Origin of the sequence: Prosthecobacter sp., from assembly GCF_044373815.1 — a bacterium.
GTDB lineage: Bacteria > Verrucomicrobiota > Verrucomicrobiia > Verrucomicrobiales > Verrucomicrobiaceae > Prosthecobacter.
The window spans coordinates 1-24,313 of record NZ_JBIPNG010000045.1 but is presented as its reverse complement, the minus strand read 5'-3'; the positions used below and the strand labels follow the sequence as shown (position 1 = coordinate 24,313).

Annotated in this window: 9 protein-coding genes and 1 pseudogene; 5 read left to right on the top strand and 5 right to left on the bottom strand. The window is 59.7% G+C overall.

Annotated elements, in window-relative coordinates:
• On the bottom strand, positions 1–12,670 hold a 12,670-nt coding region (locus ACIREA_RS06205), incomplete at its 3' end, for an autotransporter-associated beta strand repeat-containing protein (protein ID WP_397381393.1).
• Positions 12,671–13,060: 390 nt separating this feature from the next.
• Here ACIREA_RS06205 and dnaG point away from each other — a divergent pair.
• A complete protein-coding gene (gene dnaG / locus ACIREA_RS06200; protein ID WP_397381392.1) occupies positions 13,061–14,902 on the top strand; it encodes a DNA primase in 1,842 nt (613 codons plus the stop codon).
• A gap of 35 nt (positions 14,903–14,937) precedes the next feature.
• Entirely contained in the window at positions 14,938–16,797 is a 1,860-nt protein-coding gene (rpoD, locus tag ACIREA_RS06195) for an RNA polymerase sigma factor RpoD (RefSeq protein WP_397381391.1), read from the top strand.
• A 173-nt stretch (positions 16,798–16,970) separates the two neighbouring features.
• Here the strand turns inward: rpoD and ACIREA_RS06190 are convergent, their stop codons facing one another.
• Together ACIREA_RS06190 and ACIREA_RS06185 are read right to left on the bottom strand one after the other, a co-directional pair.
• Entirely contained in the window at positions 16,971–17,321 is a 351-nt protein-coding gene (locus ACIREA_RS06190; RefSeq protein ID WP_397381390.1) for a gamma-glutamylcyclotransferase, read from the bottom strand.
• On the bottom strand, positions 17,318–18,004 hold the full coding sequence (locus ACIREA_RS06185; RefSeq protein ID WP_397381389.1) for a biotin/lipoate A/B protein ligase family protein: 687 nt from the start codon (positions 18,002–18,004) through the stop codon (positions 17,318–17,320). The genes ACIREA_RS06190 and ACIREA_RS06185 overlap by 4 nt, the downstream gene beginning before the upstream one ends.
• Positions 18,005–18,086: 82 nt before the next feature.
• Here ACIREA_RS06185 and ACIREA_RS06180 point away from each other — a divergent pair, with 82 nt between their 5' ends.
• The 3 genes from ACIREA_RS06180 (at position 18,087) to ACIREA_RS06170 (ending at position 22,751) form a co-directional block, all read left to right on the top strand.
• On the top strand, positions 18,087–19,841 hold the full coding sequence (locus ACIREA_RS06180; protein WP_397381388.1) for an SMP-30/gluconolactonase/LRE family protein: 1,755 nt from the start codon (positions 18,087–18,089) through the stop codon (positions 19,839–19,841).
• 444 nt (positions 19,842–20,285) lie between these two features.
• A complete protein-coding gene (locus ACIREA_RS06175) occupies positions 20,286–20,753 on the top strand; it encodes a helix-turn-helix domain-containing protein (protein ID WP_397381387.1) in 468 nt (155 codons plus the stop codon).
• 6 nt (positions 20,754–20,759) lie between these two features.
• Entirely contained in the window at positions 20,760–22,751 is a 1,992-nt protein-coding gene (locus tag ACIREA_RS06170) for a DUF3987 domain-containing protein (RefSeq protein WP_397381386.1), read from the top strand.
• 220 nt (positions 22,752–22,971) lie between these two features.
• On the opposite strand, the gene ACIREA_RS06165 is transcribed toward ACIREA_RS06170, so the two are convergent.
• Entirely contained in the window at positions 22,972–23,316 is a 345-nt protein-coding gene (locus tag ACIREA_RS06165) for a hypothetical protein (protein ID WP_397381385.1), read from the bottom strand.
• Positions 23,317–23,624: 308 nt separating this feature from the next.
• A pseudogene (locus tag ACIREA_RS06160) lies at positions 23,625–24,313 on the bottom strand (IS5 family transposase); the annotation flags it as partial.

Genomic DNA, 24,313 nt, shown 5'->3' with positions numbered 1-24,313 from the left:
CGCCATTGAGATTGGAGATGAAGAGACGCTGAAGGGCGGAAATATTGCCGTCAATATTCAAGAACCGCACCGTGCCATGCTGGCCGGCCGCCTGCGCGAAGCTGGCAAAGGTGACATCCGACTGGTTCACATTCGAACCAGGTTCCGCGAAATCGATGATGCTGCTGCCATAACCGAGGTTGACTGCCCCAAGTTGTTCCGTGCTGTACAGCGAGGCTCGGGTACGCCATTGGAACATGGCTCCGTTCAGAGTGATCGAAGCCGCGTCATTGATGCGGTCTGTGAGGCTCACCGACTCGACGGTGATATTGCCGGTGGTGACTAGCAAAGTGGCGTTTGAAATTTCAATGGAGGACGTTCCGCTCCACCGTCCGCCATCAATAAGCTGAGTGCGTCCGCCGTTGAGCAGGGTGGCACCGGTGTAGGTATTGTCGCCATAGAGATTCCAATCAACAGAAGAACCAGCAGCACCGGACCGCACCACAGCAATGTTGCTCTGCAGTACATTGCCATTCCCAATGGCGCCACGGAAACTCACATTGGCCGTGGTGAGCGCCAAGGTGGCCTGGGAGGCCGAAGTATTGATGACATAACCGGCTGTATTGGCTGCATATCCGTCATTGACGGCCAAGGATCCAGTCTGGGCCTGGAGATTGTTGATGTTCTGCACCGTGCCATTGAGGTCAAGGTTGCCGCCGAGGAGCTGCATCGTCAGGTTTGAAGTCAGGCTGAAATCAGTGCCGTCGAGCTTGAGCGTGCCCTGATTGACCGTGACCGTACCGGTAAAGGTATTGCCAGCGGCAAGCGTCAGGGTGCCCTCGCCCGATTTGGTGAGGCCCCCGCTGGTTCCGGTGATAGCGACTCCCAAGGTCAGATCTCCAACCGTGTAAACAATCAATTCCCGATTGCTGGTAGCAGTGAGAGTTCCCGTGCCGGAGATTCCACTGTTGCCGGCCTGCACCAGCAGCGCACCGCTTTCCAAGGTCAGAACGGCGCCGCCTGAGAGGGTGATGCCGCCACCGCTGCTCAATTGGAGGGAGTTGATGGAAAGAGATGCCGCCAAATTTGCGGTGCTGATCAGGTTCACATTGGTGCCTGCAGTCGAGAGACTGGAGACCTGTTCGGAACCGCTCAGAAGACGAAGCCGGTTGGTTCCAGCATTGGCACCAGCAGCGGCCGAGTCTGCCGTGACGAATCCGACGCCCGCTCCAGTGATGCTGGTGTCTCCGATGGCCCAGCCCAAGATCGATTTGTTTGTCGTGCCTGTGGCTCCCAGCTGGCCCGTGAAGGTGTAAGTGGCGGTGCTGCCCTGAATGGTGGCCACATTGACACCCGCCGCATTGCCAAAACCATCCGCACGGATGAGCAAGGTGGACCCCCCACCGCGCGTCACCGCCGCCGTGGTGAAGTTCAACTGCTGGCCTGCCCCGGCATCCAGCGTGAAGACCAGCGCGCCAGCATTGATGCTCATGGCGCCCGTGGTTGTTTCCGTCGTGGTGGCTGAGCTGCTGCCGATGATTTTGAAATCTGAACCTTGGAAACTCAGCGCCGCATTGCCCAGGCGGTTGTTGACGGCGGTCCCTGAGTTGTCGAGTGTGAGGGTGGCAAAATCATGCACAAAAACCGTGCGGAGCGAGCCCTGGCCGGAACCCAGAGTACTGAAGGTGCCAGCACCATTCAAGGACAGCGTGCCTTGCTTGACGAAGACATCCCGGCCAGAAAAGGCGTTTGCCACCTGGATGTTCAGCGTGCCTGTACCGAATTTGTTAAGCTGGTAGATGCCCAGCGTTCCCGTGTTGGTGAAGCCTGTGGTGGTGATGTTGGTGGTGCCTTCACCGCCGATCCCTATCCAGGCATGTCGGTTGGAGCCAGCCGTTCCCACTTGGCCCAGCACACCGCCAGTGATGTTCAACGTGGCACCCGCATCCGCCCCCAGGGTCACGGCACGCATATTATTGTCAACCGTTGACATCGCGATGGTGATGAGACCAGACACGGTGTTGGTCCCTGCCGTGCTGCGGATGGCTCCGCCACCATTGATGCCGTTGTTGGTCGCATTGTTGGAGGCATTGATGAAAATGCCATCTGCAACCGTCACTCCGCCGGTCAGTTCGAGGGCAGCACCGACGTTTGACATCAAGATTCCACCTGCGGAGGTGGTGATGGTAGGATTCGCCCCAGTCGTATTGGCGCTGAGAGTGATCGTCGTGCCAGTGATAGCGGTGATGAATGTGTCGGCGGCAATTCCCGTTCCGAACACCAGCTGGCCCACCCCATAATTGGCTGTGCCACCGGTCGGCGTGAGGACGCTCTGACCAGAGGCTCCAGTGGTCGCCGTCGAAGCGGTGGTGGACGATGCATTGCCCAGCTGGTTTCCATTGGAAATTTTCAGCACGCCCTGCTGAACAAACATGACCCCGTTCCAGCCGGTCTCAGGGGATGTCAGCACAAGAGTACCGAGATCATACTTCCTTAGAGCATTGTTGGCAGATGCAAAAGTGAAAGCGTTGTTCAGCGTCAGAGTGTTGCCCTGCGTCACTTCAATTTCACCTGCGGCGGAATTGAGGTTGAAAGTGCGGGAGGTGGCAAAGGTGCCGGTGGCACGGAAACCAAAGCCAAGATTGTTGCCGCTGAGGCGGATGATGTTGCCTGAATTGCCCAATACGGCGTCGGAGGATGCGGCAATCAACCCTGCTGTGATGTCGATGATGGACCCGCCACCGCCAAATGTGTTGCCCGTATTGGTCAACGACAGCACACCGCCACCTGATTTGGTGAGAACGACTGCCGACGCACCGGTTGGGCCGCCCGAAAGCACGCCACTGAGCGTCAATCCATCAAGCTGCAGTGAAGTGCTGCCATTCACCACATTGAAAGTGGGGCCCTGATTGGCGGACACCGTATTGAAAACGATATTGTCCGCCAGAAGCAGGCCGTAGTTGTTGTTGTTGGTCACGGTCAGTCCGTTGGCCAGCAAGGATGAGGAAAAGCTGCTCGGAGCGACCACCTTGTTGACAGCCAGCGGGTAATAATCGCTGGTGCCCGCGCGTCCGATGGTAAGAGACAAGGCCGTGCCTGTTACTGTGGACTCCCAGTTGATAGCACCGAGATTGATCGTCTCGAATGAGCCGGTGCGATCACCATCAACCAAGAGCGAGAATGAGGTGCTGGTGTTCAATGCACCGATGTCGATCGTAGCGGCGGTGTTGTAGCCGTTAAGATTAATCCCCGTGATGTTGCCCAGGCCGGTCTTGCTGATGGTGTTGGCACCCGTTCCTCCAAAGGAAGTGATTGAGCCGATGTTGGCAATGGGGCCGCCGAGCACCACATTGAGAAACGGCGTGGGAGTATTGATCACAACGCCGGTGGTGGCCAGGGTGTCAAATGTCAGAGCGCCGTTCAAGGTGAGCGTGGGCAAATTGGTGCCGGTGTTGTTGAAGATCGGATTCCCTGCGAAGGTCATGGCATTGGCCACGGTGCGGCTGTTGTTGTCCACCAGAAGGGTGGTGCCGTCTGCAAACGCCACGGTGCCGACACCCAGCGGTCCGGAGAGAAGTGAATTTGGAACGGTGGATGTACTGCTGGCTGAAAGAATGATCCCGCCTTGCTGCACTTCCATGCCGCCGTCAAAGGTGCTCTGTCCACTGAGCTGAAGCAGACCGTTGTCGGTTTTAATGATTTTGGACCCTGTGCCAGTGATCGCCGAGGAGATGCTAAGCGAAGCAGCAAGCTGGGTGTAAACCTGACCATTCAATGTCGGTGCCTGGATGCTGAAGGTGTTGTTTCCGCTGCTGAGAGCCAGGAAGCCGCCGTTGATCGAAGCAACCGTGGAGGCATTGCTGCTGGTGACAGTGATCGGCGCGGAGGAAGTGAGCGTCAGGATGCTGTTGGCCTGATTCGTGATGGTGGGGGTGCCGGAACCGCCGTTGTTGTCGAACGTGATGCTCTTGAGGGTGTTGTTCAGCCCCAGCGCGCCGGCAAGTGTCAGGGTGGAACTGCCCACCAAGATGACATCGTTGGAGGCGTCGATCTGCCCAACGTTGGTGAGCATGGTGACCGCCGCGTTGTTGATGGTCAGACCGCCCGCAGGTAGGACCACCCCGGTGCCGATCAAATTCAGCGTGCCCTGATCCACGACGGTACCGCCCGTGTAGGTGTTGTTGGCAGACAGGTTGACGATGCCAGTGCCGGACTTCACGAATGAGACTTTGTTGCCAAAGCTATTGTCAGCGATGACCGAATTGATGATCATGTTGCTCATGCCGACGGCGAAAGTCAGCGCACTGCCGGCGGCAGTAGCCACCTGGCTGAGTGTGACCTGAGTGGGACTGTCCACCGACACGACATAAGTCCCCGCAGGGATGCCGGTGCCGGTCAGTGTCATGCCCCGAGCGATGCCTGTGGTGGAGTTCATCGTGATCTGGGCCGACCCCAATGCGGTGGTGCCACTGACAAATGAACCAGCGGTGAAGGTTTGGTTTTGCGCACTCGCCGTGGCATTGTTGCTCAGGGTGATCTGCGTCAGGCTGTCCACGGAAACGACGGTGGTGCCGGCGGGGAAACTGGCATTGGCGAGGGTCATGCCTGGCTGGATGCCCACCGTTGAATTCATGATGACCACCGGAGAACCGGCAACAATGCCACCGGCAGTATTGGGATTGGTAAACGATGGATTGGAGGTGTTGGTATTATAAACAATGAGCTCCCGAGTCCCGCTCGTTTCCGTGCCACCGGCGGTGATCACACCCCGGATGGCCGTGGTGCCAAAGCTGGTGTCAAAGGAGTTGTTGGTGCGCAAGATGCCACCGAGTTCGAGATTCAGCACATCGCTGCCGTTCGTAAAAGCCACGTTGTTGGTGAAATTGCCGCTCAACCGAAGCATGCTGGCGGTGGTGGTGGCGCCAGAGAGGGTGGTGGTCAGAGGCGTTACGGAATAAGTTCCAAGGTCCGTGATGTTGCCGCTGCCAAACACTGCCGAATAACCGGCAAAGCCACCGTTCCCCACCATGCCCACACCGTTGGTGGTGTTGTAGGCGGCATAGTCGTTGGAGTTTGAAATGGCCCAGGCTCCCAGAACGCCATCACCATAAGTGGTGGGCGCAGACGTGAACACGATGCGGGGGAAATTGCCGACGCTGCCAAGCGCGGTAGATCCGAGGAAATTCACGGTCGATCCAGCCGAACGCGTCAGGCTGGCAATGGTCAGATCCATGGCCGTGAAGGCCCCGGCAGTGCCAGTGCCGCCGGTCGCAGCCTGAATGCTGTTCGCGCCCTGCGCTGAAAAGATGTCGCCCAATTTTTCAGTGGCCATCGTGTTGACCCGGCCGTTGATCTGAATGTTGCCCGCACGCAATGTGATGGCGATGGCATCGCCGATGCGGTCATTGTTCTGCGTCTGCAGGCTGCTGTTGCTGGTGGCGATCAAGGTGGCTCCATTGATCTCGATGGCCGAGGTGGTGAGGAGTGAGCCATCATTTTCGAGCGTGGTGGTGCCGCCCAAAAGCGAGGTGGTGCCGGTATAGGTCTGCGCCGTCTCCAGCGTGAGGGTGCCACCGCCGACACGGCCAAGATTGATGGCTCCGGAAATGATCCCTCCAAAGGTGCCACCGCCGTTGGTCACAAAGGTGCTGGTGCTCAAAGAGGTGTTGGTCAGAGCACCCGCAGAGTTTGGCATGTTCCCGCCACCTGTCAGATTGCCGAGATATTGAGAACTGCCGTTGAGATCCACGGTGGCACCGATGCCGATGTTAAGACTGTTGGCTGCCGGGAAAATGGCATTGAGCCCGGCGTTGAGCTGCAGCGTGCCGCCCATGACGTTGGTGGTGCTGTTGTAGTAGCTGGCACTTTCAAGACTCAAAGTACCACCACCCACCTTGCTGAGCTGGCCGTTGATCAAAGTGGAGGTCACATGCAGGATGGTGCCGGCCTGCACTTGGAAATAGCCTGCGCCGCCACCCAGGTTCACCTGTGAGACTGCCAGCGTATTGTCACCGCCGGTGCTGATCAGAGAACCTGTGGAGAGGGTCAGCACACGATTACCCGTGCTGGTGATGGAGACTCCGCTGCCGTTGATTTTCAGGGCGTTCAACGTACGCGACAACGACACATTGGCTGTTGTGGTCACGTTCATCGTGTCACCGTTGGCCGCAGCATCCAGATTGTTGCTGTTGTTGTAGGAGCTTGGCGCCAACGCCACGACACCGTTTGTGTTGTCGTAGGCGGCAAAGTCGTTCAGGATGAAAATGCGCGACAGGATGGTGTTGGTGGTGGTGGTGCCTCCAATTTGATAGGTGGTGATCTTCACCTTGTTCGTGGTTCCCAATCCGCTGATTCCAGACAAGTCCCATGACGAGCCGGAGTTGGCGAAATTGGCGGTGGCAAAGGTCAGCGTGTTGCTGCCCGTGCCGGACATGCTGATGGTTCCCATGATGTTGTTCACGGTGGCAACACCCATCGATTCAGAGGTGTTGTTACCGATCAGGCTCAAAGCGCCGCCATTGAAGGTAAATGCGCGCCCATTCACACGGCCGCTGGCGTTGTTTCCGCCGCTGTTATCCAGCGCCAGTGTAGCGCTCGCATTGAGCGTGATGCCGGAGGTGGCGTTGACACTCCCGCCGGTGCCGCTGATGGTGACGGTGCCGCGATTGATTGTCAGGGCTCCACCAAAGGTGTTGGTGCCGGAGAGATTCAAAGCGTTGCCCTGAAACAAAACCGCCGAGGCGGTGGACGTGCTGCCGTTGACAATGGCGCTTGTGATGTTGGTCGTCCCTGAGCCGGCAATGACCATGGTACGGTTGGTGGCTGATTCCGAAAGATTGACACCTCCCGAAAGGGTGAGCACAGCCCCAGACCCGACATCGAGATCATTCTGCAAAACCCGGGTGGAGCCATTGTTGGTCACCGATGCGCCAAACTCGATGCTTTGCGTGCCATTGATAACAGCCGGGTCACCGGCAATGGTCACGGCGTTTACCAGCTTGTTGACTCCGGTTAGATCAAACGCTGATGTCAAAACACCGCCATCAAGAATCAGGGCATTGGCGGCAGTTCCGAGCGCTTTGACATTGCCGATAAAAAGCGTTCCCTGGCCAAGCAGAATGCCGCCAGTCAGTGTGGTGGCGCTGCCAATGGTGAAGGAGGCATCGTTGGCAATGCGAATGTCAAGACGTGTGAGAGAGGTCGAAAGCAGGGTGTTGTCCTTGATATCCCCGTTCCACACCGTCGAACCATAGCCGCGGATGTTAAACTGCCGCGTGCCAGCCGCGTTCTGGAAATTGAGGAAATTGCCGTTGATGGTAAGAAGCGCGCCGCCCTCGAGATTGTTGCTCAGGGTATGGTCGTTGCCGCCGGAATTTTTGATCATGTCGCCATTGATGGTGATGGTGTTTGCACCGGCGAAAATGGCTGTCGTATTGTTGTTAAAGATCACCGGCTGTGAGATCGTCAAGCCTGCCGGATCGGTGGCAAAGATCCCGGCGTTCGACATCAAAAGCCCGCCAAAGACCAACTGGGCATTCACGGGGATGGTGCGAGCAGCGGAAATCGTGAACGTCGTGGCATTGGTGATGCTGGCAATGACGTCACCATAGGCGATGCCAGTCCCGTTGATGTTCATGCCCACGACCAAACCGGCCGTGGTTCCAGTCGCCAGTGTGATCGTGGCGGAATTGTTCACCGCAGCGGAAGTCAAACCCGTGGGGCCGGCTGCACCGAGAGACTGCGTGGAGGCGATGCCGAGAAGGCCGCCGTCAACCCTTGTTCCGCCCGTGTAGGTATTGGCGGCGTTCAAGATCCAGACACCGCCATCGGCCTTGAGCACGCGCAAGGCACCCACACCCCCAAAGGCAGGCGTGCCCAGCCCTTGCGCATTGTCAGCAAGCACGGAGGTGATCATGTTGGCGTCCGTGTTGGTGCCGCGGATTTCCAATGTCTTGTCACCACTGATGGTGTTCACCGATGTCGCAGTGGTGTTTTTCAAGTTGGTGAGGATCAGCGCCCCGCTGCCACTGGAGTCGATACGCCGGGTTCCCGTGGTGCCAGTGAGGTTGATCTCGCGCGTGGCGGTTTCTCCCGCACCGACATACATCAGGCTGACTGTGGTGGAGGTGCTGGGATTGCCCAGCTCCAAAATGCCCCCGCCGACGTTCGTGCCGAAACTGGAAGAAGTCGCCAAATCCGCGCCAATGGACGTCACATAAACTGCATCCTGACGGATGACTGTCCTGCCGCTGTAGGTGTTGTCATTCCCGAGAATAAGACCGGCGCTACCGATCTTGCCAAGGCCGCCCGTCCCGCCGATCACGCCCGAGACAGTGGCAAAATCAAGATTGGTGCTGCCATTGTCATCCACCTGAATCTGACGCCAGCCTTCTCCCGTCACTGTTGTTGCAGCACCGGCGGCGGCGATGACCCCCGTTCCCGAACTCAGGGTGAACTGAGTCGAACTGTTGATGGCTGTGATATAAAGCCCGGCGGGAATGTTGGAGTTGCCAGTAAATACCTGGCCAATGGTCAGTCCGTCCGTGGTCCCGCTGGTCAGATTGACGGTGGCATTTCCAGCAGTCGTGGTCACATTGATGGACTTGCTGATGCCTGCTGCGAGATCGAAGTTGCCTGTAACTTCGACGTCCGCAAGGGAGGTGGCGTTGTTGAGAATCAACGCACCCGCGCCGATGAAATTGGCGGTCGATCCCCACACCGGTGTGCCCAAGGAGCCAAAATCCACCGTCAGCTTGGATGTGCCAGAGGAGAAACCTCCATTGCCATAGGCGGCGAACCGAAACTCCCCGGCGCCCGTGCCCATGGCCCGGTTGAATGTGCCGGAAGTCTGATACACACCGCCATTGAGCAGAAGATTGCTGCCGGCTGAAAGGCCTGCACCGTCAACCGCCTGGAGAGCCCCGCCAGTGATGGTGGTCGTACCCGTGTAAATGTTCGGGGTTGATGGGTTGAGAATCCACAGACCTGCGCCGTTTTTGGTCAGGGAAAGCGCGCCGCCATTGGGATTGTCGATCAGATGGATGTCGATTTCGTTATCTCCCTGCGAATCGCCGTCAAGCGTGAGCGTGCGCGCACCGGTCCCGCTGAAAGCCAGATCTGCCGTGTTGTTGAAAATGAGCGCCGCATTGTTATTGATACGCGAAGCAGACAAGTTCCCGTAGCTACCAAAGGAGGCGATGGTGCCGTTGCCGGCCAGAGTGAACAAGCGATTGATGCTGACGGAAGGCGTCTGGGTTGCTGTGACCGCACCGCCGGAGTTGGTCCCTACATAACGCAGGGCGCCTCCATTGAGAATGAGGCTGGCTGCGTTGGTCGCGTCGCTAGTGGCATCCCCCTTGCCGATGCCACTTGCCACGCCGATGTCTGCGATGTTCGGAAGATCCAGATTTCCGCCAAGGATGGTCACCGGCCCTGTAAAGGTGTTGGCACCGGTAAGTGCAACTGTGCTTGATGATCCAGCCTTCACCAGTGCAACTGCCGCTGTGGCTCCATCCTGAATCAGGCCCGTGAAGACACCTCCTGTGTTGTTATTGCTGACCCGGAGAGTGGCCGTCCCACTCACAGCACTGTTGGTGATGACGCCCGCGCCATTGAACGCATTGACTGAATTCGTTCCAGAGGCGGCTGTGCCGACGTTCACTCCATTGAGATCAAAAGTGGCTCCTTGGCGAATCGTCAGGTTGATGTTGGTTGCACCGAGCAAACCAGTGCCTGAGAGCTGCAAAGTTCCCTCATTGACTGTGACCGTCCCCGTCTCGGCATTCGCTCCGCTGAGAATCAGAGTGCCTGCTCCGTTCTTTGTGAGGCCACCGGTGGTCGTGGCTGTGATCGGTGCTGACATCAGAAGGGAGTCTGTGAGGCCATCAACGCGAACGACGAGGTCCTGATTGCCACCCGCAGTCACGCCAGTGCCGCTGATCGTGCCCGAGCCACCCGTCTGCAAAATACCGCCTGAAGTGTTGGCACCCAGGTTGATCGTCAGCAGCCCCGTCTGGTCCACGGTCTGGTTGCCGAGTATTTTCAACGAACTGATGGTGAGCGCCCCCGAACTCGTGTTTCCAGTCACCAAATTGTGACTGGCAGCTGTGAGTGCAGCCCCTGCCGTCACGAAGCCTGCATCCGTGTCATAAACGGGTGCCACCAACACCCCGCCATTGGAACGGGCGAAGTCAGCGCCGTTAAAATAAATACGACCGTTCCCGGTCAGCGTCGTGGCGGTGCTCGTTGCAACGCCTGTGAGAGTCACAGTGCCGTTGCCGATGATGTTGAGCCCTGTTCCAATGGCAGGGGTGGCCAGCGAGGAGAAGATCAAGCCCGTGGCACCGCCACCTGCGGTGATTTTGATGGTGCCCGCACCCGCAGTCATGGTCAAAGCGCCGAGTGATTCCGTCAGCGCACCGCCGCTGAAGCCCAGATACTCAAAGGTACCGCCTGCGACTTGATTGGTGTTCAAGGGATCGGCGTTGAAAATAAGCGCCGAACCATTGTCAATGACATTGGACCCATTGCCGCTGCCAGCAGTCGCCTTGATTTGAAGAGTTCCACCCGCGACCGTCACGGAGCCCGTGAAATTGTTCACCGTGCCAAAGGTCAGCGCCGTGGCATTGGCGACAGCGGTGCCAATGGTGGTGTTGATCGTGATGGTGTTGCCATTGATCGCGGTGATGATCGAGCTTCCTGGGATGTTGGTTCCCGTGACCGTTTGTCCCACAACGAGGCCAGCGGCGTTGGAAACGGTGAAGCTGTTGGTTTGCACCGCACCACCGCCGGTGGTGGTGACACCCGCCGCACCCGCAGTCACATAGTTGGAGGCCGATGGATCATAGAGCCATGTGCCGGAGCCGATCTTCACCAGCGATGTTTTGTTGGTGGTGGTGTTGTCCTGAATCACACCTTGAATCTCATTTTGCAGCGCACTTTCGCCGCCCAGATAGAGATTTTTGATTCCCGCGCCGGTGGCTGCAATGTTGTTCGCAATGATCAAAGCCGAGGGGCTGCTGCCCGTCTGATTGGCCAGGATGATTCCCGATCCCGTCGTGCTGGTCAGGTTGATGGCCTTGGTGACGGTTTCACCTGCACCCGTGCCTGCAGCACCCAGGTAGTTCAAAGCACCGCTGCTGAGCTGAAGAGCCCCGCTTGTGCCGCTGTTGATCGCACCAAAGGAATTGATCGCCACGGTGCCGGAATTGACGTTGAAGCTGCCCAGGAAATTGCTGGAAGTGCCCCGGATGGTGAGCGTGCCAGTTCCTGACTTGGTGACCACATGCGCAGCGCCGGTGGCGGTAAGGTTGCCGGTCAGCAAGGTGTCGGCATTGCCCTGAATGGTCAGGGTGCGCGCCGTTGTATCCGTCTGATTCCAAAGGCTGGAAGTCGCGAGGGTGAGGAGGCCGTTCGAGTTGTTTTCAATGAGCGTGTTGTTTGTGCCGCCCTGCCCCAAGGCACCCGTCGCGGAATTGTTCAAACCCAGCAGGGTGACATTGAATCCGTCCCGGCCCGTGATGCGGAAATTGACATTCGTCCCCGTGGCCCGCGTTTCCCCAAACGTCACGGTCTGGTTGATGGCGCTGCCATTGACATCGCGGCTCACGAAGATGCCCGTGTTGGTATTGTCACGGTTGAATATTTTTCTTTTCGAGAAATCAGCATTGCCCACTCCGGGTGTGTCGGTGCGGACTTCCAGAATGCCGTTGTTAAGATCGACCGACTGGGTGCTGGGGTTGGTCCCCAGGGCGCCGTTCGTGGAGACACGCACGGTACCGGAATCAATGCGGAGAGATTGTGCATAATTGTTGTTCGCATTTTGCAGCCAAAGCGTGGTTGCATAAGAATTGCCTGTTTTGGAAAACCGGTCATTGGCGACTTCAAAACTGGTCACCTGACCGGAGATGATGAAGTTGCCGTTGCCAAAGAAGGTCTGCGTGCTGCCGTTGCCAAGCTGGACGTCCCCTGAAATCGTGGTGTTGCCGTAGGCCGAAATCACGTTCCCCTGGGAAGCCGTGCCGCCAATGACCAAATTTCCGGCGATCGTGTTGTTGCCCACGCTGATGAGAGCACCGCCGTTGTTGATGGCCCCAGGGCCACGGCCTGACAAACTGATGTCACGATTGATCGTCATTCCCGCAACCCCACCCTGCAACACAAGACTGCCGCCGCTGTACCCCGGATTGCCCGTGTTCGCCAGGCCGTTGACGGAAATGATTGTGGTGCCCGCTCCAAGCTGAGCCTCCTTTGTGATGACGACAGCACCGCCATTGATGACCACATCCCCGGTGAAGGTGTTGGCATTGCTGCCGAGCCGGAGCGTGCCGTTGCCCGTCTTCGTCAGTCCATTAGATCCTGCGATGACGGAATCAATTTGGGCCCCCTTGAAGGAGGCCACATTGATGACGGAAGAGCTCACTCCAGCGACGGTGCTCAGTGTCAGCGTGCCACCGGTGATGACATTGCCATCGCTGCCAAAGATCAGACCGCCCGCAGTGATCGGCCCGCCCACGGTGATGGTTCCAGGGACACCCCCAAAGATAGCCACCTCACCATTGAGCCAGTTTGCGGTGTCTGAGAGACTGCTGTCATAGGACCAATTGGCAGTCGCGGCATCCCACTGTCCATTAGAGCCGTTGTAATACAAAGTGGCCCCTTGAACCTGAAGGGCCCAGAAAGGAAAAAACACCGCAAGAGCGGTGGCGATTGGTCGCGTAAAATGACGACGCAAGGTGTCCAAGAGAACGCTGGATTTCTTCATCTGGTGGTTGGATAGACTGAGGGCTGCGGGAGAAAAGGGACTTGGCTTGACGGGCGGAAGGGAATCCGCCGTCATTATCTGAACTTAATGCTTACTTTGAGCTAACCCCCTCATTCAGAGCCATTGGGGAATGGCTTGTTCGTTAGTAAATTTCCGAGGACTTTTTGATTCTGTTTTTCTTTACCTTGGGTAAAGACGCCCCGTTTTGTTGCCATGCCGCCTGGGGCTGCCACCGGCTCCCTGCCCTCTATTATTTGGCACCTGCAGTCGCTCACCAGTTGCGGCCTCGCCCCCGCTCAACACCTTCCCTGATCTGAAATGTCGCGCATCCCTGAAGAAACCATCCAGCAAGTGATTGCCGCCACGGACATCGTGGCGCTGGTGGGGCGTTCCGTGAAACTGCGCAAGGCGGGCACGAACTTCCTCGGCCTGTGCCCGTTTCACAATGAGCGCACGCCTTCCTTCAATGTCAGCCCCTCGCGCAACACCTACCACTGCTTCGGCTGCGGTGCCGGCGGCACCTCGATCCGCTTTGTCATGGAGCACGACGGTTTGTCGTTCGTCGAAGCGGTCAAACGCCTGGCGGATGCAGCGGGTATCCGTATCGAGGAAGAGGTGTGGGATGCCAATGCGGAGGCGGAGGCCAAGCACCGCAGCCTGCTCCTGCGCGCGCACCGCGAGATTTCCGAATGGTTCCACCAGCTGCTGATGAAGCACAAAATCGCCGCACCAGCGCGCGACTACCTCAAATCACGCGGCATCACCGCTGAGGTGGCGAAGAACTGGCAGATGGGCTACGCCCCGCCCAACGGCGCTTTTTTCCGCGAATGGGCCGCCCAGGCCAAGATCCCCGAAAGTGTGCTCGTGGAGGCCGGTCTCTTTGTACAAAGTGATGAGGACTCGGGCCGCCGTGGCACCTACCCGCGTTTCCGCGACCGGCTCATGTTTCCCATCCGCAACGATCATGGAGATGTGATCGCTTTCAGCGGGCGCGTTCTCGATCCGGAGGCCAAAACCGCCAAATACCTCAATTCCCCCGAAACCTCTCTCTTCAGCAAGAGCAAGGTGCTGTTCGGCTTTGACCGCTCCAAGCGTGCCATCTCCAAAGCAGGCGAAGCCATCGTGTGTGAAGGCCAGATCGACATGATCATGGTCTATGAGGCCGGTTTTCAAAATGTGGTGGCAGGGCAAGGCACCGCCTTCACAGAACTCCACGCCAAATTGCTTAAACGCGTCTGCAATGAAGTCGTGCTCTGCTATGACTCCGACAATGCAGGCTACAAGGCAGCTGAGCGCGCCTTCCAAATCCTCTCGCCCATCGGACTGACGGTGAAGGTGGCCTCCCTGCCCCAGGGAGAAGACCCGGACTCCCTGCTGCGCAAACAGGGCACCGAGGCGCTGCAAGCCGTGCTGGGAAATGCCACGGACTTCCTGGAGTACCAGATCCGCCGGCTCCGAGCCAGCGCCAAGTCTGACAGCATGGTGGAGCGCGTGCGCATGGCCGAGCAGGTGGCCTCCGCCATCAGCATCTTCACCGGCGTGGCTCAGCGTATCACCGCCGTCAACAAAGTGGCCAAGATGCTCGAAATCTCCGAGGAACAGCTCTCGGCGATGGTCAATCGCGCAGCGAAGGAAGCCAAGGGTGGTCAAAGCACCGACAAAGCCACTGTGAATGTGGTGGATGAGGCGAAGAAACTGCTCGCCTCCCAGCACCGGACCTCCTTGTCAGTCTGCCAGTTGGCGCTGGCCGATGCCGAGATCATGTACTGGCTGCGGGAGGCCGACTGCGAAGACCTGCTGCGCGAGGTGCCCGGCACGGAGATGCTGGCCCTGCTGGTGCACAGCCGCCATGATCCGCTGGAGGAATCCTCCCAGCTTGCCTTCATGGCCGGGCTGGAGCGCCAGGAGGAGGCGGCCTTTGCCCAGCTCCAGGCACGCCCGCGCCTGCCCGGTGGTCTCGAAGATGCGAAAAGCGCCCTGTACACCCTGGAACTCGTCCGGATGAAGAACCTCATCCAGAGCATTGAGTCCAAATTACGCCAGCGTGACCTGCCCGAAGAGGAGGTCGAACGCCTGCAACAGCAGCAGATAGAACTCATCGCTAGGCGCAAAGAATGCCTTGACCGTACGAAACCCACCCCGAATAGTTTCTCCCCCTGACTTGACGCAGGTCCCGGACCCCCACCGAGGTAAGTATGGCCGTCTCCAAAAAACCACTTAACGGATCCCATTCTCGCAACGCCGCCGGCAAGGCAGGCGCCCCTGCTGCTGTCGAGGACGAAGCCAGCCCGCAGAAACGTGGCCGTGGCAGACCGCGCATCCATCCGCCCAAAGAGACGCCCGCAGCCCAGGTGGGGCCTGATGGTCAGCTGCTCAAACGCCGCCGGGGACGTCCGCCCAAAGGCGGGCAGATCGGGGGCATCACTCACTTTGCCAACACCACCCACGACGACATCCACTCTCCGGACGTTCAGGCGCGGCTGCGCGATCTGATTCGCACGGCACGTGAGCATGATCATCTGACCTGGGACGACATCAATGAGGCCCTGCCCTCGGGATTCGTCACCCCGGACCTGATGGATGCCCTCATCACGCGCCTGCGTGCGATGGAAATCAAGATCAGTGACGACGTCGATGGCGTGGCGGCCCGTCATACCGCAGCACGTGAGCGCATCACGGCGGAACGTGACGCGGCCTCGGCCAAGCTGGATGTGTTTGACGATCCGGTGCGGATGTACCTGCGCCAGATGGGCCAGGTGCCACTGCTCACCCGTGAGCAGGAGATCAACATTTCCAAGCGCATCGAAAAGGCCGACCTGAGCATGCGCCAGTGCCTGCACACCATCGGTTTCATCGGCCAGGCCTACCTGCAGTTTGCTGAAGCGCTGTGCAATGGTGTGGAACGTTTTGACCGCCTCGTCAGCGACCGCAAGGCGGATGAACGCGATGCTTACTTTAAGAAGCTGAAGCCGCTGCTCGACCAGGCGCGTGAGACGCATGAGAAGACCAGCAAGGCTTTCGCCGCCTTCATCAGTTCCGGTCCGCGCAAACGTGTCGCCTCCCAGGAGGAGTTTGAAACCCTGCGCGCCGCGTTTTTCCGTATCTGTGAGAAGTTTTACTTCAAATCCAAGATCACCGAGGACTTCGTGACCCTGCTGCAGCAACGGCTGACCGATCTCGGCAGTCTGGAACGCAGCCTGAAGGAGCAGCCCGGCAACGAAGCCACACAGCAGGCCCTGAGCGCTTTTGAGCAGGAGTCCTGGATGACGGCGGCGGACTACCGCACGCTCATCACCGACACGCTCAAACACGTGTCAGGCTCCACGCGGGCGAAGACCGAGATGATCGAGGCGAACCTGCGGCTGGTCATCTCCATCGCCAAAAAATACACCAATCGTGGCCTGTCCTTCCTCGATCTTATTCAAGAAGGCAACATGGGCCTCATGCGTGCGGTGGAAAAGTTTGAGTACCAGCGCGGCTACAAATTCAGTACTTACGCCACCTGGTGGATCCGTCAGGCCATCACCCGCAGCATCGCCGATCAGGCCCGCACCATCCGCATTCCGGTGCACATGATCGAGACGATCAACAAGCTCATGCGCGTGCACAAGCAGCTGCTGCAGGAGCTTGGGCGCGATCCTACCCCGGAAGAAATCGCCGAGGAAATCCATCTGCCCGTCGATCGCGTGAACGCCGTGCTGCGCCTTTCCCAGCAGCCCGTTTCCATGCAGGCCAAGGTGGGCGAAAGCGAAGGCGACACCGAATTCGGCGACTTTATCGAAGACAAGGAGGCGAGCAATCCGATGGAACTCACCGCCATGCACCTCCTGCGCGACAAGCTGCGCGACGTGCTCGACACCCTCAATCCGCGTGAGCGCGAAGTGCTGGAGCAACGCTTTGGCCTCGGCGACGGTGCTGGCCGCACCCTCGAAGAAGTCGGCAAGCAGTTCCAAGTCACCCGCGAGCGCATCCGCCAGATCGAAGCCAAAGCCCTGCGCAAGCTGCGCCACCCCACGCGCATCCGGAAGCTGGGTGGTTTCTTTGGTGCGGGTTGATTCTGCCAGTGGAGTGCTGCGCGGCTCGTAGGATGGGTGTGGCGACAGCCCGCCCGTCCATCAGCGTACGGCAAACACACAGGCCTGCGAACGCCTCCAGAGTCGGGCGGTTTGGCGAAGAGCGCGGTGAAGCATTGGAAAGCATCGCTCGCCAAATACACCCAACCTACTTCTCACCAGCACGCGCCCACTTCGCGCCGGCCTTCGATGCTGCGGAGGTAGATGTAACCCTCCACCGGCTGCGTGGAAAACTCCCCTTCGAGCTGCACCCTCACGCGCCCATATTCGCCGCCATCAGTGTCCTCCAGCACATCCAGCCGTGCGAGTCCGGCCTCGTCCACGCTCCAGATTTCGCCTTGGATGGAGAGACCCTCAGAGGAACGCACCATGCCAGGGTAGCCACCCAAGTCATACATGCGATAAAGCGGTGCCGTGATCGCCTCCGCCACAAACTGCTGCTGCGCGATCCAGCCATGATTTTCGCCACCGCGCTTCAGCGTTCCGTAAACAAACACCAGGGTCATGGCAGCGCATCCTCCCGTTCGTTGAGCCAGGAATCCAGGCTGTACCTCTTCTGCGTCAGTTCATTCGCACGTTCGATCATCGCATCGGTCATCTCTTCCTTCACCAGCACGTTTTTGGCCAGTTGCGCCGCCCAGCGTGGCCAGAAGTCCTCGGTGAGCAGCACCTGCTGCACGCTGCCCTGATGCAGCAGCCCCAGCTTGCCGCGCCGCTGCCCTGCCCCGGCGACTTTCACCTTGTCGCGCACCACGTCGTGCATGGCGGGCGCCACAAAGCAGAACGGGTTCTCGATCAAATCTTCCGGCCCGGCGAGGCGGCTGCCATCGTCCAGCGCCTTGGCCAGCGACTCATGGATCAGGCGGTAGCTGTCCAGCGGATTGGTCTGGGACCAGGGATGCACCGCCGGCACGATGAAGGAATACGTGAAATCATTCTCATGCAGCACCACACCGCCTCCCGTCCAGCGCCGCACCACGGGCCACGGCGGCAGGGTGCCCGCCAGCTTGGCCAAATTCTGCGCATAGCCGATGGTCACCGTCGGCTGATCCCAGCGGTACACGCGCAGCACCGGCACCTCGCTCTGCTCCAGCCAGGCCTGGTCTGCAGCCATGTTCCACGGGCCGTCATGCGGCGGCGCGTCGAGGTGGAGGATGAGGTCGTTGAAGAGAGGTTTTGCGGGTTCCACGCGACCATCATGACTCATTTTTCCACACTTGCAGCCCGGATGTTACTTTGGCATCCGCCGCTGCGTTTAAAGCACTCTCATCATGCCTCCCTCCCGCCTGCTCCTGCTCTCCTTTTCTCTGCTTTTCACCGTCCTGTCCCCTGCGGCAGACGACTATCAGCCCGGCCCGGACTCCAAACCGCAGGAAGGCGTGCCCAAGGGCGATGTGCTGAAGTTCGAATTCAAGAGCAGCAAGATCTTCCCCGGCACGGTGCGCGACTACTGGTTGTACGTCCCAAAGCAATACACGCCCGACACTCCCGCCTGCGTGCACGTGAACCAGGACGGCATTCAAAATCTCGCGCCCGTCGTCTTCGACAATCTCATCGCCAAAAAGGAAATCCCGGTGCTCATCGGTGTGTTCGTCATGCATGGCCGCGTGCCTGCGAGCGATCCCGCCACCCAGCTCGACCGCTTCAACCGCAGCGTGGAATATGACGGCCTCGGCGAGAACTACGCGCGCTTCATTCTCGAAGAACTGCTGCCCGCAGTGGAAAAGATCGTGCTGCCGGATGGCCGCCCGATCCGCCTCTCGCACAATGGCAATGACCGCAGCATCGGTGGCAGCAGCAGCGGCGCCATCGCCGCCTTCACCGCCGCGTGGGAGCGCCCCGAGGCCTTCAGCCGTGTGTTCAGCAGCATCGGCACCTACGTGGACCAGCGCGGTGGCAACGACTACCCGGTGATGATTCGCAAGGCCGAGCCGAAGGCGCTGCGTGTCTTCCTGCAAGACGGCAGCAATGATGCCAACGGCACCGGCGGAAACTGGTTCCTCGCCAACAATGAGATGCTCTCCGCGCTGGAGTTTGCGGGTTATGAATCCAACCACGTGTGGGGAGACGGCGGCCACAATGGCAAGCACGCCACGGCCATTTTCCCCGATGCCATGCGCTGGCTGTGGAAGGACTGGCCCAAGGCCGTGACGAAAGGGGTGGGCTCGAAAGCTCCGGTGATGGAAGTGCTGGGAGCTGGTAGCGAATGGCAGCTTGTGGGAGAAGGCTACGGCTTCACCGAGGGCCCGGCGGTGAATGCGAAGGGCGAGGTCTTCTTCACCGACATCCCGAACAGCCGCATCCACAAGGTGGGGCTGGATGGCAAGGTCTCCGTCTTTGCCGAGAACACCGGCAAGGCCAACGGCCTCATGTTCGGTCCCGACGGCCGCCTGTTCGCCTGCGCCAGCGGCAACAAACAGATCGTCGCCTACGATGAAGCAGCCAAGATGACCGTAATCGCCGAGGGCATCGACTCCAACGACCTCTGCATCGGCTTGAACGGCAATCTCTACGTCACCGATCCGCCGCACAAGCAGGTGTGGCTCATCAAGCCGAACGGCGAGAAGAGCGTCGTGGACACGAATGACAAGAGCGGAATCGCCTTCCCCAATGGCCTGCGTTTGACGCCGGACCAGAGCCTGCTGCTCGTGGCCGACATGCGCGGCCAGTTCATCTGGAGCTACCACATCGAGGCCGATGGCACCCTCTCCGCCAAGCAGCCCTACCACCACCTGCGCATCCCTGACGGCCTGATGGAAAGCGGCGCCGACGGCATGACGCTGGATACGAAGGGCCGCCTCTACGTCGCCACGCACGCAGGCATTCAGTTCTGCGATCAGGCCGGGCGCGTGAACGGCATCATCGCCAAGCCGCAGCGCAAATGGCTGGCGAACGTCGTCTTCGGCGGTGCCAACTTCGACGAACTCTACGCCTGCAACGGCGACAAGGTCTTCAAACGCAAAACGCAGGTGAAGGGCGTGCGCTCTGCCGATGCCACGATCAAGCCGGAGAAGCCCAGGCTGTAAGAGAGCGCGAAAGCGTCCGCGATTGGTCGGTGTGCTCGCGGGCTCTGGAGCTTGCGAGTGCGCGTCAGCGTCCCATTTGGAACCGAAGCGCAGCGGAGGTAGACAGCCGCAGGCTGCCCGAAGGGTGAGCGTAGCGAAACAATGCGGTCGCGCAGATGCACGGCGCAAGCCTGCATCGGAGCCACCGCTTTCGCGGGGTGAAGAATATTCTCCGTCCTCAGCACGCCGTCCGGCCCGCGAAAGCGCTCGCAGTCGGGCGGTTTGGCCAAGTGTGCGGTGGAGCATGGATGGCCTTGGACGCCAAACACACCCAACCTACGACCGGAGCGACCGCCCCCAGTAAACCACATCATACCACACTCTATCCCATGCTAGCCCATAATTTGACTTCCTGTCACTTTTTACGTTGACTTCTGAAATCCGGACCCAATCTAAATCATCGGCATGAATCATTCATCACCGATACAACTCACCGCTTCCAGCCTTCCGGCCAGGAAGATCACCCGCAAACAACTGGCCGCCCACTGCGGCCTCTGCGTCAGCCGAATCGATCAGCTCACCCGCGCCGGCGTTCTGGGGCATTACCGGATCGGCAAGTCCGTCCGCTATGACCTGGCGGAGGTGGAGGCCACGCTGCGGCAGCTCTTTCATGTGCAGCCCACGACGCAGGCGCGTGCCCATGCGGACGCGGGTTTCAGCGAAGGATGCGTGGAGACACTCGACGGCGGCTTGAGGACAAGCCGCCCTACCTCGCGTAACGCATGCGCCCGCCCAGCGCGAGGTAGGGCGGGCTGTCCTCAGCCCGCCGCGCCGGAGCCCATGACTCACGCGGGAGAAGCCAGCCTTCTTGAGACCCCGCAGGCAGCGGCTTCCTCTGCTGCTGCTTCTCACAACCCTCAACCCCAAGCCTGAACCACCATGCATGCACCTTCTGAACTGACGGGAGCCATGGCGGCGGCACTGGACTCCGAAGAGCAGATCCTGGCCGTGCTGCTGGAGGGCAATGACGAGTGGCTGCCTGCGCTGCGGCGCATCCTGCCGCATGCGGACGCGTTTGTGGACCCGGAGCGGCGCTGCCTGTGGGACACCCTGCTGGAAATGTACGACCGTGGGGAAACCATCAGCGCGGACAGCGTGGCGGTGCGCCTGCGCCGCCTCGGTGGCCCCATGATGGAGGGCGTGCGCTCCGCCATGGTGCTGCTGCTTGGCAGGCACTCCATCTTCAGACTGGAAATGGCGGAGTGGCATGCGCGGCAGATCGCCTACGCCTATGAGCGCCGTCTCATCGCCAGCGTGGGAGAGATGGCCGGGCAGGCGGACATCAGCCCGCAGGAGATGACGGCGGCGCTGCGCGAGAAATTGAAGAAGATGGAGCGCATCGCTTACTCCACGGGAGAGGATGCCCCGCGTCCGCTGCCCCTGGGCGCGGCGCTGCTGCCGGTGCTGCCCTTTGACACCGCATGGCTGCCCGAACCCTTCCGCGCGTGGATCAGCGATATCGCGGAGCGCATGCAGTGCCCGCCGGAATTCCCCGCCGTGGCCGCCATGGCCGCGCTCTCCAGCGTGGCGGGCCGGCGCTTCTGCATCCAGCCCAAGACGCAGGACGAAGGCTACACGGAGTTCCCCCACTTGTGGGGCATGCTCATCGGCAGCCCCTCCCTGATGAAAAGCCCCGCCATGCAGGCCGCCATGCGCCCGCTGAAGGAGTTGCAAAACGTGGCCGCCAAGGAGTACGACTCCCGGGAGCTGGAGCGCCAGACGGCGGAGATCGCCGCGAAGATCAAACGTGGCGCGCTGGAGGCCGAGGCACGCAAGGCCGCGAAGAACGGCGACCCCTTTGACTACGCACAGCTCATCGGCCCGGCGGAGGGGGAGACCACCCCGCTGCGCCGCTTCATCGTCAATGACGCCAGCATCGAGGCCCTGGGCGAAGTGCTGCGGGACAATCCCACCGGCACCCTGCTGTACAATGATGAACTCGCGGGCCTGCTCGCCCTTTTGGAAAAGGATGGCAACCAGTCCCTGCGCGCCTTTTTGCTGCAGGCCTGGAGCGGCAAGGAAGGCTTCACCTTTGACCGCATCGGCCGTGGGCGGCGGCACGTGGAATACTGCGCCTTGAGCCTGCTGGGCAGCATCCAGCCCGGCGTCATCGCCACGCACGTGCGTGCCGCCAATGGCCACACCGCAGGTGCCGATGGCTTCCTGCAGCGCTTCTCGCTCATGGTCTGGCCGGACGTGAGCAAGCACTGGGAAGACATCGACCGCCCGCTGGATGGCGAAGCCGAGTGGGAGGCCACGGATGTGTTTCACGCCTTTGAAAACATCACCGCGCAGCTCGCGCAAAAGGGCCTCAAAACTGGCCGCGATGGCATCCCCACCTACCGCTTTGCGCCCGAAGCGCAGGAGCTCTTCGGCCACTGGCGGCACGACCTGGAGCACCGCCTGCGCAGCGGCACGCTCGCACCCGCCATGGAGGCGCACCTCGGCAAGTATCGCAAGCTCGTGCCCGCGCTCGCCCTGCTCATCCACGCGGCGGAGATCCCCGGCGGAGACGTCAGCCTCTCCGCCCTGCAGCGCGCCCTCTCCTGGGCCCGCTACCTGGAATCCCACGCCGCCCGCGTCTTCGCCTCCGGCGCCGTCGCCGAAAGCACCGCCGTGCACACCCTGCTCAAGAAATTGTGCGATGGGACTGCGGGGCTGCCGAGTGAGTTTAAGGCGCGGGAAGTACGTCTCAAAGGATGGAGCGGTCTCACACGCCCAGACGAAGTGGAATCCGCCTGCGAAATCCTGGCTGAGCACCGCTGGCTTATTGCCACCCAGAAGCTCGCCTCCGTCCATGGCGGTCGAAATACCACAACCTACCACCTCAATCCGCAGGCAAAGGGAACAGCGCATCCGGGTTGTCCATAACCCACCGAAACTATCCAAGCCAAGTATTGGAGGTTTCGGAGGTTTTGGAGGCCCTTTTTAAAAGAGGGAGATTTCCCGAGAGGGCTGGACAACCACAAAGAGGGAAAAGACTTTCACCGTGCTTTTGGACTGCCAGCAGTAAAGGCAGGCAAGAACATGCAAATGCATGCCAAAGAGGTATGCAGTGGCTCTTCACCTGACTTTGCCTGCGTGTCTTGGCTTACTCCTTGATGGGGTGCCAGGAGTCAGCAGGCACGGTGTAGTGATACTGCAGCAGCCGTTCAAAGGCCGCCTTCCTGTCTTCATCGGTAAAGATGTCCCACCACTCCGGGCGAAGAATCAAAGCCTCGACGGTCAAATCAAGATGATTGCGTTGATGCAGCGCTGTATAGCCGTCAGAAGGTCTTCGCGCATGCACAAGCGTTATAGCAGTCTCATATCCCCCTTGATTGTTGACCATGTCGAAGAAAATATTAGCACGGTAGTTCGCCTCCTTCAGGGCTCGTCGATAAATGTCGAGCATCGCTCCGGTAAACTGCGTCAGTCGATCAGTGGGGGCACTCATTGAGGGAAGGTAAGTTGAATTCGTTCTCTGCAGGTTCTGGTGGACTCCATTTGTTTTGGCTCACTCCGGCACTGCCATGCACAAAACCATGGGGTGCTGGCTTGGCACAAGTAAAACATCTGCCCCTTTCAAAATGAGCCTCCAAAACCTCCGAAACCTCCATTACCCAGTTTCGGACAGCCCCTTAAGCTTCTGGAACTCCCACACATCCACCTTCTCCAGACTCGACATTCGGCCTAAGCCATTCACCTTCCGCCATGCCGATCGCAGAAATGACACTCGAAGCCCAGAAAGCCTAGAGCCTGTTATTAACTTTTGCCGAATAGAGAAGAGAGCATGAGGGTTGCGAAGGCCAGCCAGTGCATGCCGGTCAAAGTCGAAGCCAGACGCTCGTAGTCCTTTGAGAGGCGCTTGAAGCGCGCCGCCCAGCCAAAACTGCGTTCCACTACCCAGCGTTTTGGCAGCAGAACAAAGCCCTTCTTGGCTTCCGAGAGTTTGACCACTTCCAGACGTATCCCATGTGCCTGCGCCTGCCGTGCAGGTTCTTCGCCCGTGTAACCTTGGTCCACATAGGCCAGCTGCACATTTTCTCCTGTGGCCTGCTGGATGTGCTCTGCAAGCTCGCCGACCTGCGCGCGCTCCTGCTCGTTGACAGCCGTCACTTTCACCGCCAGCAGATGCCCCAGGGTATCCACCGCGATGTGCACCTTGCTGCCTTTGCGGCGCTTGTAACCATCATAGCCTGCCCGGCCTCCGCTCTCGGGCGAGGACTGCAGGGTGCGTCCGTCCATGATGGCCGCTGTGGGCTGGGCCTTGCGGCCCTTGGCCAGGCGTGAGAGTTCACGCAGATCATGGGCCATGGCTTCGAATCAGCATGCCTTCATCCAACGCTGCGCTTGCTGGTAAACGTTCTGCCAGGGCGGCAGGTCATGGGGCATCATGCGCCACTGGCAGCCACAACGCACGATGTAACGCAGCGCGTTGAAAAGCTCGCGCA